The organism is Arthrobacter sp. 8AJ (genome assembly GCF_902506025.1).
In the GTDB taxonomy this organism is placed as follows: domain Bacteria; phylum Actinomycetota; class Actinomycetes; order Actinomycetales; family Micrococcaceae; genus Arthrobacter.
Genome location: NZ_LR733289.1, coordinates 918,165 through 931,090, shown reverse-complemented (window position 1 = coordinate 931,090; position 12,926 = coordinate 918,165). Strand labels below are relative to the sequence as shown.

Sequence of the window (12,926 nt, the reverse complement as noted above, 5' to 3'; positions counted from 1 at the left end):
GGGTTCCTGGGCCTAGGGAAGCCGCAGTTCGCCGTCCACGCGGCGCGGGACGCGCAGGGGGTTGGCCTCCCGCAAGGCCGGGTGCAGCACTTCTTCCGGGGCGTCCTGGTAGGCCACCGGGCGCTGGAACCTGCGGACCGCCGTGGCGCCCACGGACGTGAACAGCGAGGTTGTGGCCGGGTACGGTCCGCCGTGCTGCTGGGCCCAGTTGACGGCAACGCCCGTGGGCCAGCCTTCGAACAGGACCCGTCCGGCGAGTCCGGCGAGCTGCTCCACCAGGGCCGCGATGTCCTCGCCGGGCTGGGCATGGAGTGTGGCGGTCAGGCTGCCCGGCACCTTGGCCAGGACGGCGGACAGTTCCTCCTGGTCCGCATACTCGATCAGCATGGTGGTGGGGCCGAAGCACTCCTCCAGGAGCTGCTCCGGGCGTTCCAGCACCTTTGCGGCAGTGGTGGAGAAGACCACCGGCGCCGCACCGTTGGCCGCAGCATCCTGGTCCACGCTGCCGCCCACCACGTCCACGCCCTCCACCGACGCAAAGCTGCGCAGGCCGTCCGGGTAGGCCTCGGCGATGCGGCTGGTGAGCATGCCGTGGGCCGGCTTATCCTTGCTCGCCTCCGCAACGGGTGCTGCGAACCCCGTCCCGGCAGGGATGAATACGACGCCCGGCTTGGTGCAGAACTGGCCCGCGCCCAGGGTGAAGGAGCCGGCCAGCCCCGCGGCAAGTTCGGAGGAGCGGGCCTGCAGGGCTGCCGCGGTGATGACCACGGGGTTCAGGCTGCCCAGTTCCCCGTAGAACGGGATGGGGTGGGGGCGTGAGGTGGCAAGGTCGAACAGGGCACGGCCGCCGGGGATGGAGCCGGTGAAGCCCACGGCCTTGATGGCGGGGTCCTGGACCAGGGCTGTGCCCACCTCGCGGCCGCTGACCAGCGCGAACAGGCCCTCGGGGGCACCGACGCCGCGCAGGGCCCCGGACACGATTTCAGCGGTGCGTTCCGACAGGCGCAGGTGCCCGGAGTGCGCCTTGACGATCACGGGGCAGCCGACGGCGAGGGCTGAGGCGGTGTCTCCGCCGGCCACGGAGAAGGCGAACGGGAAGTTCGACGCAGAGAAGACGGCAACGGGGCCGATGGGCTTGAGGATCCGGCGGAGGTCCGGCTTTGGCGGGGTGGCTGACGGATCCGCGTGGTCGATGATGGCCTCCAGGTAGGAGCCCTCGGTGATCACGCGGGCGAACAGGCGCAGCTGCCCCGTGGTCCGGGCCACCTCCCCCGTAAGGCGCGGCACCCCCAGGCTGGTCTCGGCGTCCGCAATGTCCACCAGCTCGACGGCGTTGGCATCCAGGGCGTCCGCTACCGCGTTCAGCCAACCGGCGCGTTCGGCGTCGGTCGCCGCGGCGGAGGTCCTGGCCGCTTCCGTGGCGGCAGCGGTGAGCTCGGACAGGGAAAGGGTTGCAGTTGTCACGTCAGGTACCTGTTCGTCGTCGTTCGGAAAGTAGTGGTCACAGCGCCTCCCGGAAGCGGAGTCCCAGCCCCTGCCGGTCCACCGTCGCCAGCCTGCTGTTATTGAACCGGACCGGTGACGGGCCGGCCAGGAGGCCAAGCTGTTCGAAGGATGCCTCCTCGACGTCCTCCACCATGGTGGGCTCCGCCAGGGTCAGGGCCAGCTGCCCGGACAGTTCCGGCAGCAGGTGCGGCATGACCTTGATGCTGTGGGTCCGTGCCAGCTCCACGATCCGCCGGAACGGGGTGATGCCACCCACCCTGATGATGTTGGGCTGGATGATGTCCACCGCCTCCGCCTCGATGAAATCGCGGAACCGGTAGATGGTGTGCAGGTTTTCGCCCAGGGCTATGGGCACCGGCGATTGTTTCCGGAGCCTCCGGTAGGCCCAGAGGTCGTCCGCGCGGAGGGGTTCCTCCAGCCAGTCCAGCCCGTACCCGGCGAGGACGTCCAGGGCGCGGAGGGTGGTGGGCAGGTCCCACCGCTGGTTCGCATCGATCATGAGCCGGCGGTCCGGGCCCAGCACGGTGCGGACGGCGGCAACCCGTTCTGCGTCCTCACGGAGGTCCGGCTTGCCCACCTTGATTTTCACGGCTCGGTGGCCTGCGGCGACCCAGCGTTCGGTCTGTGCCACGAGCTCCTCCAGCGTGTAGTGCAGGTTCACCCCGGAGCCGTACACCTCCACCGAGTCCTGCCGCTGGCCGACGAAGCCGGTCACCGAGGTGCCGGCACTGCGCGCCTGCGCATCCCAGAGGGCCAGGTCCACGCCTGCCATCGCGATGGTGGTGAGTCCCCCGCCACCGGCCTCGTGCAGCCGCTTCCACAGCGCGTCCCACACCGGCTCCGGCGCAGCCGGAAGGCCGGTGACAAAAGGTGCTATGTCGCAGTCCAGCAGTGCCTTGACTGCCTGGGGACCGATGGTAGGTGTCCAGGAGAAGCCAAAGCCCGTGCCGCCGTCGTCCGTGTGAAGCTCGGTGGCGATGACGTGGTTCTCCGGCGCCTCCACACCCCAGCTGCGGCGCAGCGGAACGGTGAGGAGCCTGGTGGACAGTCCGGTGATACGGGGAACGGTGCGGACGGTTTCCGCCGCCGGTGCGCTCATCAGCGGCCGGCCAGCTCGTAGCCCCTGGCGAGGATGGCCTTGAGCTCCACCAACTGCTCCGCGCTGGGATCCACCAGCGGCGGCCGGACGGACCCGACGGGAAGTCCACCCAGCCGCAGGCCGGCCTTGATCAGGGAAACGCCGAACCCGGGCGTCTGGTCGCGGAGGCGTACCAGGGGTGCGTAAAAGCCCTCGAGCAAGGCGTTGCGCCGGTCCTCGTCCCCGGAGACGTAGGCGTCGTAGTAGGCCTTGGCGATTTCCGGGGCCATGGCAAACGCGGCCGAGGAATACAGCGGGATGCCCAGCCCGCGGTAAGCGCCCTGCGTCAGCTCGGCGGTGAGCAGGCCGTTGAAGAATGCGAAGTCTTCCCGGCCGGAGGCCCTGACAGCGGACACGATCTCCTGGGCCAGGCCCACATCTCCCAGGCCATCCTTGAAGCCGATGACCTTCGGATTGGCAGCGAGCTTGGCCATGGACGCGGCGGTGAACCTGGCGTTGCCGCGGTGGTAGACGATGACCGGCAGGCTGCTGGCATCCGCCACGGCCTCGATGTACGCCACCAGCCCCTCGGTGGGTCCGGTCACCAGGTAGGGCGGAAGTACCAGGAGGGCGTCGGCGCCGGCCTCCTCGGCGGCGCGGGCGGCGGCGAGGGCGTGGCCCAAGGGCCCGCCGGCACCGGCCACCACGGGGACTTTTCCGGCGACAACCTCCACGGCAGCCGCCACCACGGTGCGGACCTCGTCGATGCTGAGGGCATGGAATTCGCCGGTGCCGCAGGCGGGGAACACGCCGCCGGGTCTGAAGGGAAGCCGGGAGTCGATGTGTTCCTTGAGCATTTCCACGTCAACGGCGCCTTCGGCCGTGAACGGGGTGACAGGGAAGAACAGTACGCCGTCGAATTTCATGGTGTCTCCTTGCCTCCGCCGCCGGCGGTAACCAGGGCGGTGGCCTCGTCGTTGAGGGTGGGCTTCAGTTCGGTGCGCCAGCTGCGCCTGGGCTGCCAGCCCAGCAGCTCCCGGGCCTTGGCTATGGAAAATGCGGCGCTGGTGCCGGTCAGGCCGGAGCTCAGCGCGTCACTTCCCGGAAGGAAAGCGGGCATCAGCTCCGCGAGTGGCGCCGTTGCGAGCGCGTCAGCTGCCCCCACGAAGAAGGTTTCCCCGTTGGGAATGCCTTCCATCTTCTGCAGCAGCACGTCCAGGAAGTCCGCAACGTCCCGCGCATCCACATAGTTGAACAGGGCCGGCGCGGAGAGGGCGGGGTCGGCAAGCCGTTCGGCGAGGGTGTGCCCCTGCTGCGTCGGGGCGCCTTCCCATTCTTCCGGCGAGATCACAAAGCAGGGCCGGAACGCTGCATAGCGGATCTTCTCCCCCTGAGCGGCGGCGAACATCTGCACGGTTTGTTCAGCAATGTGCTTGGACAGCGCGTAGGCGTTCCAGGGCTTTGGCGGCGTGCGCTCGTCCAGCGGGAACGACGGCGGCAGCCAGCCGGCCGGGCAGCCGTAACCAAGGACGGTGGGGCTGCTGGCCGTCACCACCTTGGGGACGCCCAGCTCCGTCGCCGCACTGATGACGGCGAAGGCGAGCCGGGTGTTGGTGGCGAAGATGACGTCCTCGGGCGCACTGAACGGTACGGCGATCGCTGCAAGGTGGATGACGGCGTCGGGCCTTGACGCCCCTATCAGCCGCAACGCCTCACCCGGGGCAAGAAGGTCGGCGGTTTCCTGCACGACGCCGGGCGGCAGCAGTTCCGCGGGCACGGCCTCGCGGTCCACCGAGATGACGTGGTGGCCGGCCTGGGCCAGCCCGGCCACCACGCTGCGGCCCAGGCGGCCGGAGCCGCCGGTGACAAAGATCCTCATGGTCTTCCCTACTTCCCGCGGCGGAGATCGACGCCGAGGTCCAGGTCCTCGACCCGTACGGGCAGCGACGTCTCCAGGGACCGGTTCCCGGCGATGCCCACGGACACAGAGCGCAGCCCGTCCAGGTAGCCGGAGGGGCGGCCCAGCGGGTCTTCGCCCGGACCGTTGAAGAGGTCGGAAAGCAGCAGTTCGTCGCCGCCGCCGTGGCCGCCCTCGCCGTTGATGATGGGCACCTCATAGGCAGCGTCCCAGTGGCGTTGGACCACCAGGCGCTCGCCGTTGCGGCGGACTGCGTCCTCTTCCTCAACCGGCGTTGCGCTCGGGTCCACCACGGTCTTCTGGTCGGTGCTGTGCCGGACGGCGGCACGTTCCACCACTTCAAGCTCGGCGCGGCCCTCGGTTCCGTTGACCGCGACCCGGTAGCCCTCCCAGGGGCTGTGGGCATTCAGCGAGTAGCTCAGCCGCGGTCCGCCCTGGTATTCCACCACCAGTGCCAGGTTGTCCTCGATGGTGATGCCACCGGTGAAGACATCCTGGTCGCGGCGGTAGCCGTCGTAGTGCTCGTTGTCCAGGAACAGCGCTTTGAGCCGTTCATCTTCCCTCAGGTCCAGCGCAAAGGGGTCCTTATCCGCAGTGGGGGCATCGGCGTCGGGCGTTCCGCGTTCGGGGCGGGGTCCAAGCCCGCGCTCGGCAGCGTTCTTGTCGCCATAGAACTTCAGCCCACCAGAGGCGAAGACCCGCTCCGGCACGTCGTCGATCCACCAGTTGACCAGGTCGAAGTGGTGGGAGGCCTTGTGGATGAGGAGGCCGCCGGAGTTCTTCTTTTCGCGGTGCCAGCGGCGGAAGTAGTCCGCGCCGTGCACGGTGTCCAGGACCCAGCTGAAGTCGACGGAGGTGACCTTGCCGATCACGCCGCTCTGGATGATTTCCTTCAGCGCGCTGTTGCGTGGCGAGTAGCGGTAGTTGAAGGTGACCACCACGTTGCGGCCGGTCTCGTGGACGGCGTGGACGATGCGGCGGCAGCTTTCGGCGTCAATGGTCAGGGGCTTTTCGACGACGACGTCCGCACCGGCCCGGAGCCCTTCCACGATGTAGTCGGCGTGCGTGTAGTCCGGCGTGGTGACGATGATGCGGTCGATGTTGTTCGCCTGGACGAAACCGGTGAGCTGGGCAGGGTCGAACGACGCCACCGGTCCGGGCGCGCCCAGTTCCTGGATGAGCTTCTGGTAGAACTCCACGCGTCCGGGGTTCACGTCCGAGAAAGCCACCAGCTCGGCGGTGTCCGCGTGCTTGCCGTAGATGGCACGGATGTACATCTCGGAACGGCCGCCGGTGCCGATCAGGGCAATCCGGGCTTTCCCGCCCTTCCGGGCGGCGGTGCCTGCAGCGGCAGCGGTCTCAGCGCCGGCGGCTCTGCCGGTCTCTGAAGCAGCTGCGGCCGACGTGGTCTCGGCTGTGTTGACCATTGGGGTCCCTTTCGAAAAAGCTCATGTCCCGCGGTGGGGCGGCGGTGTTCCGGCAGCGGTACTGTGCTGCACCGTGGCGGAGGGCTGAGAAAGCGTTTTCTCATTGCTCTATAAGAGTTTTATCAACCCGTCGGCAGATCCGTCAACCACTTCCAGAAAAGGAAGAAAGCGGTTTCCCGGCCTTCCACATGCAGCACCGGCAGCGCCGCCGGGAAAACGGCCGGGAAAAGGATAGAAATCGGTTTCCCACTCCCGTATATGCTGTCTTCCAAAGCACCTGCCATGAAGGCCGGAGCCCCTGGACGCCAAGCAGTCCCGGGGGGCGCCGGCCGACGGCGCAAACGAAGGGTTCCCTATGGCCAGGAAATCGGCAAGCGGCCGGATCGGCATCGCGGATGTCGCCGTCAAGGCGGGAGTCTCCCACGCCACCGTTTCGCGTGTCATGAACGGCAACTTCACCGTGGACCCGGACATCGCGGCCAGGGTCCGGGCGGCAGCCGCAGAGCTGAAGTACCAGCCCAACCCGGTGGGCCGCAGCCTGGCGCTGGGCAAGACGGACACCATCGGCATCGTGGTCCCGGACCTGGCCAACCCCACGTTCCAGGCGATCCTCCGCGGCCTGAGCCGGGCCGCTGCGCAGGACGGCTACCGGGTCCTCATTGCAGACTCGTTTGAAGTGTCCAGTGAGGAATCCATCCTGGCGGGTGAAGCGCGGCGGCGCTGCGACGGGCTGGTCCTCTGCGCCCCGCGCATGACTGACGCGGAACTCGAGGAGATTGCACCCTCACTCCACCCGCTGGTGCTGATCAACCGCACCACCACGGCGCCGGGAGTCCCCAGCCTGGTGGTGGACTACGGCCAGGGCGTCCAGGACATCGCCGAACACCTGGTGGAACTCGGCCACACCCGCCTGGCCTTCCTGGCCGGCCCGCCCCGCAGCGCCTCCAATGAGATGCGGCTCAAAGGCCTGGAGACATTCAAGGCAGCCCACCCCGAAGTGGACGTCACCATGCTGGAGGGCGGATCGGACTTCGACACCGGACATGGGGCCGTGGATGCCGTCCTGGCCAGCGGGGCCACCGGAATCCTGGCCTTCAATGACCTGGTGGCCATGGGCCTGATGAGCGGCCTCCATGAGCGGGGCCTGGACGTCCCCGGCGACATCTCGGTGACGGGCTTCGATGACATCCCCTTTGCCAGATATACGACGCCGGCGCTCACCACCGGCGCCGTCCCCATCACCGAGCTGGGCGAGCAGGCATGGCACCAGCTCCGGGCGCTGATCCGCAAGGAAGGGAACGACACCCCCGGCGGCCGCTACCAGCCGCGCCTGGAAGTCCGGGCCAGCACGGGACCGGCAAAGGCGCCGCGCAGCACGGTCCACGGCTGAGCCGTGAAATAACCCCTGCCGGAAGTCCTGACGGCCCGCACCGCCGCGAACTGCCACCGGCGAAGCTTTTGGACCATAGGAGGAGCCATGACCCACACCATCCAGCCCAACAACCCGGAGGCTACCCCGGCTCCGGAGGCCACGGACGTCCCCGCAGCCCCGGCACCTGCCAAGGCTGCGTCGTCGGCTGCCCTTCCCGGTTTGGTGCCTCCAGCACTCAAGCGCCGCGTCCCCAAGTACTCGGACCTGGCGCCCCTGATGCAGTTCAAGAAGCCCGGATTCAGCAAGGCTGCCCGGCTGCAGCGGGCCAGCACCATTTGGGAACTCCGCGACATCGCCAAACGCCGCACCCCGAAGGCGCCCTTCGACTACACGGACGGTGCCGCCGAAGAGGAAATCACCCTCCGCCGCGCCCGCCAGGCTTTCCTGGACATCGAGTTCCGTCCGGGCATCCTGCGGAACGTCTCCAGCATCGACCTCAGCACCGAGATCCTGGGCAAGCCGTCGCGGCTGCCGGTCGGCATCGCCCCCACCGGCTTCACCCGGATGATGCAGTCCGAGGGCGAGTACGCCGGCTCCCAGGCCGCGGAAGCCGCCGGCATTCCCTACACGCTGTCCACCATGGGCACCGCCTCCATCGAGGATGTGGCCGCCGCCGCGCCCAACGGCCGCAACTGGTTCCAGCTGTACCTGTGGACGGACCGGGACCGCTCGCTGGAACTGATCGAACGCGCTGCCAGGGCAGGCAACGACACCCTCATGGTCACGGTTGACACCGCCGTGGCCGGTGCCCGGCTCCGGGACGTCCGCAACGGCATGACCATCCCGCCGGCGCTGACGCTCAAGACCGTCCTGGACGCCTCCTACCGGCCGGCCTGGTGGTTCAACTTCCTGACCCATGAGCCCCTGACGTTCGCCTCACTGTCCCGCTACACCGGCACGGTGGCGGACCTGATCAACTCGATGTTCGATCCCACCCTGACCTTCGGGGACCTGGACTGGCTGCGGGAAACCTGGAAGGGCAAGCTGGTTGTCAAGGGCATCCAGACGGTGGAGGACGCCCGCCGCGTGGTGGATCACGGCGCCGATGGCATCATCCTGTCCAACCACGGTGGACGCCAGCTGGACCGGGCCCCCATCCCGTTCCACCTGCTCCCCGAGGTCAAGCAGGCCTTCGCTGCGGACAACGCCACGGCGGCCATCATGCTGGACACCGGGATCATGAGCGGCGCGGACATCGTGGCGGCGCTGGCCCTGGGCGCCGACTTCACGCTGATCGGCCGCGCCTACCTTTACGGACTGATGGCCGGCGGCCGCGCAGGCGTGGACCGGACCCTGCAGATCCTGGAAAAGGACATGGCCCGCACCATGGCCCTCCTGGGTGTCAGCCGCGCTTCCGAGCTCACCCCGGAGCACGTGCGGCTGCTGGCCAGGTAGGCCCTGCTTCTTCCGGCCGGGCCCTACTTCTTGCGTCCGAATTTCGGCAGGTTGGGGAGGCTGGCCAGCAGGTCGGCCGCCTTGGTGGCCGCCCGGCCAACGGTGCGTCCGATCTGCTGCGGAACGGTGTCGTCGCTCAGCGGGGCGGCTGTCCCGCCAGGAATCACGACGGCGGGGCTCAGCTCGGCGCCTTCCCGCACCAGCAGGGGCGCGGGGACCTCTTCCCGGGGTTTCTGCGACGCCGCCGGCTGCACCGTCCTGGGGGCCGGCGGCAACGAAGCGGCCGCAGCGGCAACGCCCTCCTGCAGGTGGGCGGGGACTTCCGGGGCGGCCTCTGCCTGCGCGGCTGCTGACGGGACTGCTGCTGACTGGTCCGCGCCGGACGGTGCGGCGGCGGCGCTGCCGCCGGTGCCGACGTCGAACGTTTCCAGCCAGCTGGCGATGCCTTCCAGCGGTCCCCGGTTCAAGGCGTAGTACCGCTTCTGGCCCTGCGCCCGCATGCTGACCAGCTGCGCTTCACGGAGGACTTTCAGGTGCTTGGAAATGGTGGGCTGGCTCGCCGCCAGTTCCTCCACCAGTTCCCCCACGGCTTTGTCTCCTGCCCGAAGGGCCACCAGGATGTCCCGCCGGGTGGATTCCGCTATGACGGCAAATACGTCGTCTGTCACCATGCCTCCCACCCTAGCGACATATACGTCTAAAGGCATCAACTATTTCGGCGGCGCGAAGTTCCGGCTTGACTAGTCGAACCAGGGATCCAGTCCGTGCAGCGGGAACACCGCCTTGCGGGTGGCCATGACGGTGCGGTCCACGGCGTCATTGGGGTCGAAGCCCACCTCCCAGGACCGCCACCAGAGCTCCACGTCATCCCCCATCAGGGCGGGCGCTTCCCTGCCGAACTTCTCCATCACGTACTGCCGCCAGTCCGCCGGCACGGGGGTCCGCAGCGGTACCGGCCGCCCCGCGGCGATGGCCACCAGGTGGCTCCAGGCCCGTGGCACCACATCCAGTACGTTGTAGCCTCCGCCGCCGGTAGCGATCCAGCGGCCGCCGCAGTACCTTTCGGCCAAGTGCCCGACGGCGTTCGCTGCCTCGCGCTGGCCGTCCACGCTGAGGTTGAGGTGCGTGAGGGGATCGCTGCGGTGCGAGTCGCAGCCGTGCTGGCTCACGATCACCCCGGGTTCGAAGGCACCCACCAGTTGCGGCACCACGGCGTAGAAGGCGCGCAGCCAGCCGGCGTCGGAAGTTCCTGCAGGCAGGGCGACGTTCACAGCCGTCCCCTCCGCCGCGGGGCCGCCCACCTCGTTGGCGAAGCCCGTGCCGGGAAAGAGGGTCAGCCCCGTCTCGTGCAGCGAGATCGTGAGGACCCGGGGATCGTCCCAGAAGATGTTCTGAGTGCCGTCGCCGTGGTGCGCGTCGACGTCGATATAGGCCACCTTGCCCACCCCGCCGTCGAGCAGTTTCTGCACGGCAAGGGCGGCGTCGTTGTAGATGCAGAATCCGCTGGCGCGCTCCCGGGCGGCGTGGTGCATGCCGCCGCCGAAGTTCACCGCGTGGACAGCCGAACCATCCAGCACGCGCTGGGCCGCCAGCAGCGAACCGCCGGCCAGGCGCGCCGCGGCCTCGTGCATGCCCGCGAATGCCGGATCGTCCTCGGTTCCCAGCCCGCGCGACTCGTCCGGCCGGGAAGGGTCCGTACTGACCCGGCGGACTGCTGCAACGTAATCAGCGGAGTGGACGGACTCCAGTTCCGCGTCCGATGCGACCTCCGGGGCTGCAAGGTCAACGTGGTCCAGGTCGAAGAGCCCCAGGCTGCGGGACAGGCGCGCGGTCAGGTCCATACGCTCGGGCGCCATGGGGTGGCCGGGCCCAAAGTTGTAAGCTGTCATGTCAGGACTCCACGCCACCATCGTTGGCGGCGCGGGCTGGCTGAGTCCGGGCAGGTATGTCATCAATCACAGGCTACCCGAGCCCGCGCTGCCGCCGGCCCGGCCATGGCGCGGGCTTTAGTGGTTTACTACTGAAGGAAGCCGTTTCAACCGAGGAAAACCCACACATGACGCAAAGCCAGTCGAGGCCCCGGACTCCGGCCCCCTGGCACCCCCCGGCGCAGGAGCGGGAGGGCCTCTGGATCTTCACGCGGCTGCGCGACTTCATTGACGACATCGCCAACACCTCCCCCGCACGGCTGGCACTGACCGCGTTCGCCGCTGTGTGCACGGTATTCACCTTCCTGCTGTCCCTGCCCGTATCGTCGGCTGACGGAACACCCACCCCCATCCACCAGGCGCTGTTCACGGCCGTCTCAGCCGTGTGCGTCACGGGGCTCACGGTGGTTTCGACGGCGATCCACTGGTCCTTCTTTGGCCAACTGGTGATCCTGGTGGGCATCTTCATCGGCGGCTTGGGCACGTTGACGCTGGCATCGCTGCTGGCGCTCATGGTGAGCAAGCGGCTGGGTGTGCGCGGCAAGATCATTGCCGCGGAATCCATGAACAACGCCGGCCGCCTGGGCGAAGTGGGCACGCTGCTGCGGATCGTCATCACCACTTCCGTAGTCATCGAGGGCATCCTGGCGCTCGCCCTGGTCCCGCGGTTCCTCACCCTGGGCGAACCGTTCTGGCAGTCTGTCTGGCACGGCGTCTTCTATTCCATTTCGTCGTTCAACAACGCCGGCTTCACGCCGCACTCGGACGGCATCGTGCCCTACGAGACGGACCTGTGGATCCTGATCCCCCTCATGGTGGGGGTCTTCCTGGGCAGCCTGGGGTTCCCGGTGGTGATGGTCCTGCAGCAGAACGGCCTGAACTGGAAGAAGTGGAACCTCCACACCAAGCTCACCATCCAGGTCTCCCTCATCCTGCTTGCCGCGGGCACACTGCTGTGGGCCCTGATGGAGTGGGACAACGCCCGGACCATCGGGCCCATGGCCATCGGCGACAAGATCACCCATTCCCTTTTTGCCTCGGTCATGACGCGTTCGGGTGGATTCAACCTGGTGGACCAGAATCACATGGAATCCACAACCAAGCTGTTGACTGACGCGCTGATGTTCGCAGGCGGCGGGTCGGCGTCGACGGCGGGCGGCATCAAGGTGACCACCATCGCCGTGATGTTCCTGGCCATCGTTGCCGAAGCCCGCGGCGACGCCGACGTTAAGGTGTACGGCCGGACCATCCCGCAGGGCACCATGCGGGTGGCCATTTCCGTGATCGTTGCCGGCGCCACGCTTGTTTCCGTCTCCGCCTTCCTGCTCCTGCAGTTCAGCGGCGCATCACTGGACCGGGTACTGTTTGAGACGATTTCGGCCTTCGCCACGGTGGGCCTGAGCACCGGCCTCAGCGCGGAGGTTCCGCCCGAGGGCGTCTACGTCCTGACAGCCCTCATGTTCGCCGGCCGCGTGGGCACCGTGACCCTCGCCGCTGCACTGGCCCTGCGCCAGCGCAGCCAGCTGTACCACTACCCCGAAGAGAGGCCGATCATTGGCTAGTTCCACAGACGCCCCCCGGCGCCCCGCCCACAATGCTCCGGTACTGGTCATCGGGCTGGGCCGCTTCGGGTCATCCACCGCGGAGCAGTTGGTCAAGCAGGGCCGGGAAGTGCTCGCCATTGAACGGGACCGGAACCTGGTGCAGAAATGGGCACCCCTCCTGACCCATGTGGTGGAGGCTGATGCCACCAACATCGATGCACTCCGCCAGCTGGGCGCCCAGGAGTTCAGCTCCGCCGTCGTGGGCGTGGGCACCTCCATTGAGTCCTCGGTACTGATTACCGTGAACCTGGTGGACCTGGGCATCGAGCACCTCTGGGTCAAGGCCATCACTCCGTCGCACGGCAAGATCCTGACCCGGATCGGCGCGAACCACGTCATCTACCCCGAGGCCGATGCCGGAGTCCGCGCCGCGCACCTGGTCTCCGGGCGCATGCTGGACTTCATCGAGTTCGACGACGACTTTGCCATCGTGAAGATGTACCCGCCGCGCGAGACCGTGGGCTTCACCCTGGACGAGTCAAAGGTCCGCTCCAAGTACGGAGTGACCATCGTGGGCGTGAAGTCCCCGGGTGAGGACTTCACGTACGCCCGGCCCGAGACCAAGGTGTCCTCCCGGGACATGCTCATCGTCTCCGGCCACGTGGACCTGCTGGAGAGGTTCGCGGCCCGGCCGTAGC

The 12,926-nt window shown here is 68.0% G+C and carries 11 protein-coding genes; 4 read left to right on the top strand and 7 right to left on the bottom strand.

Annotated elements, in window-relative coordinates:
• Positions 1-12 precede the first annotated feature (12 nt).
• Genes BACI349Y_RS04300 through BACI349Y_RS04280 form a run of 5 tightly spaced genes read right to left on the bottom strand, consistent with a single transcriptional unit; the run spans position 13 to position 5,929 of the window.
• Positions 13-1,464, bottom strand: coding sequence for an aldehyde dehydrogenase (NADP(+)) (locus tag BACI349Y_RS04300; RefSeq protein WP_159630767.1), 1,452 nt, complete (start codon positions 1,462-1,464; stop codon positions 13-15).
• A gap of 37 nt (positions 1,465-1,501) precedes the next feature.
• Positions 1,502-2,605 carry a mandelate racemase/muconate lactonizing enzyme family protein gene (locus BACI349Y_RS04295; protein ID WP_159630765.1) on the bottom strand — a complete coding sequence of 368 codons (1,104 nt, stop codon included), beginning with the start codon at positions 2,603-2,605 and terminating at the stop codon, positions 1,502-1,504.
• Positions 2,605-3,510: a 5-dehydro-4-deoxyglucarate dehydratase gene (locus BACI349Y_RS04290; RefSeq protein WP_159630763.1), complete on the bottom strand. Its 906-nt coding sequence runs from the start codon at positions 3,508-3,510 to the stop codon at positions 2,605-2,607. Before BACI349Y_RS04290 ends, BACI349Y_RS04295 begins: the two co-directional genes overlap by 1 nt.
• Complete coding sequence (locus BACI349Y_RS04285) at positions 3,507-4,463, bottom strand: NAD-dependent epimerase/dehydratase family protein (RefSeq protein WP_159630761.1); 957 nt, start codon at positions 4,461-4,463, stop codon at positions 3,507-3,509. Before BACI349Y_RS04285 ends, BACI349Y_RS04290 begins: the two co-directional genes overlap by 4 nt.
• An 8-nt stretch (positions 4,464-4,471) precedes the next feature.
• The gene (locus tag BACI349Y_RS04280; RefSeq protein WP_159630759.1) at positions 4,472-5,929 is read right to left on the bottom strand and encodes a Gfo/Idh/MocA family protein; all 1,458 of its coding nucleotides are present in this window, start codon (positions 5,927-5,929) and stop codon (positions 4,472-4,474) included.
• Positions 5,930-6,284: 355 nt separating this feature from the next.
• On the opposite strand from BACI349Y_RS04280, the gene BACI349Y_RS04275 reads away from it, so the two are divergent.
• Together BACI349Y_RS04275 and BACI349Y_RS04270 are read left to right on the top strand one after the other, a co-directional pair.
• On the top strand, positions 6,285-7,319 hold the full coding sequence (locus tag BACI349Y_RS04275; RefSeq protein WP_159630757.1) for a LacI family DNA-binding transcriptional regulator: 1,035 nt from the start codon (positions 6,285-6,287) through the stop codon (positions 7,317-7,319).
• Between the two features lie 87 nt (positions 7,320-7,406).
• A complete protein-coding gene (locus tag BACI349Y_RS04270) occupies positions 7,407-8,756 on the top strand; it encodes an alpha-hydroxy acid oxidase (RefSeq protein WP_328699838.1) in 1,350 nt (449 codons plus the stop codon).
• A 23-nt stretch (positions 8,757-8,779) separates the two neighbouring features.
• Here the strand turns inward: BACI349Y_RS04270 and BACI349Y_RS04265 are convergent, their stop codons facing one another.
• Both BACI349Y_RS04265 and BACI349Y_RS04260 read right to left on the bottom strand, forming a co-directional pair.
• Entirely contained in the window at positions 8,780-9,427 is a 648-nt protein-coding gene (locus tag BACI349Y_RS04265) for an ArsR/SmtB family transcription factor (RefSeq protein WP_159630755.1), read from the bottom strand.
• Positions 9,428-9,496: 69 nt separating this feature from the next.
• The gene (locus BACI349Y_RS04260) at positions 9,497-10,708 is read right to left on the bottom strand and encodes an acetoin utilization protein AcuC (protein ID WP_159630753.1); all 1,212 of its coding nucleotides are present in this window, start codon (positions 10,706-10,708) and stop codon (positions 9,497-9,499) included.
• A gap of 104 nt (positions 10,709-10,812) precedes the next feature.
• Here BACI349Y_RS04260 and BACI349Y_RS04255 point away from each other — a divergent pair, with 104 nt between their 5' ends.
• Both BACI349Y_RS04255 and BACI349Y_RS04250 read left to right on the top strand, forming a co-directional pair.
• Entirely contained in the window at positions 10,813-12,246 is a 1,434-nt protein-coding gene (locus BACI349Y_RS04255) for a TrkH family potassium uptake protein (protein WP_159630751.1), read from the top strand.
• Complete coding sequence (locus tag BACI349Y_RS04250) at positions 12,239-12,925, top strand: potassium channel family protein (protein ID WP_026265713.1); 687 nt, start codon at positions 12,239-12,241, stop codon at positions 12,923-12,925. Before BACI349Y_RS04255 ends, BACI349Y_RS04250 begins: the two co-directional genes overlap by 8 nt.
• Position 12,926: the final 1 nt, after the last annotated feature.

Coding starts and splice junctions, on each gene's coding strand:
- BACI349Y_RS04255 (WP_159630751.1), top strand. CDS start 10,813: ATGACGCAAAGCCAGTCGAGGCCCCGGACTCCGGCCCCCTGGCACCCC.
- BACI349Y_RS04290 (WP_159630763.1), bottom strand. CDS start 3,510: ATGAAATTCGACGGCGTACTGTTCTTCCCTGTCACCCCGTTCACGGCC.
- BACI349Y_RS04295 (WP_159630765.1), bottom strand. CDS start 2,605: ATGAGCGCACCGGCGGCGGAAACCGTCCGCACCGTTCCCCGTATCACC.
- BACI349Y_RS04275 (WP_159630757.1), top strand. CDS start 6,285: ATGGCCAGGAAATCGGCAAGCGGCCGGATCGGCATCGCGGATGTCGCC.
- BACI349Y_RS04285 (WP_159630761.1), bottom strand. CDS start 4,463: ATGAGGATCTTTGTCACCGGCGGCTCCGGCCGCCTGGGCCGCAGCGTG.
- BACI349Y_RS04260 (WP_159630753.1), bottom strand. CDS start 10,708: ATGACATACCTGCCCGGACTCAGCCAGCCCGCGCCGCCAACGATGGTG.
- BACI349Y_RS04270 (WP_328699838.1), top strand. CDS start 7,407: ATGACCCACACCATCCAGCCCAACAACCCGGAGGCTACCCCGGCTCCG.
- BACI349Y_RS04280 (WP_159630759.1), bottom strand. CDS start 5,929: ATGGTCAACACAGCCGAGACCACGTCGGCCGCAGCTGCTTCAGAGACC.
- BACI349Y_RS04265 (WP_159630755.1), bottom strand. CDS start 9,427: ATGGTGACAGACGACGTATTTGCCGTCATAGCGGAATCCACCCGGCGG.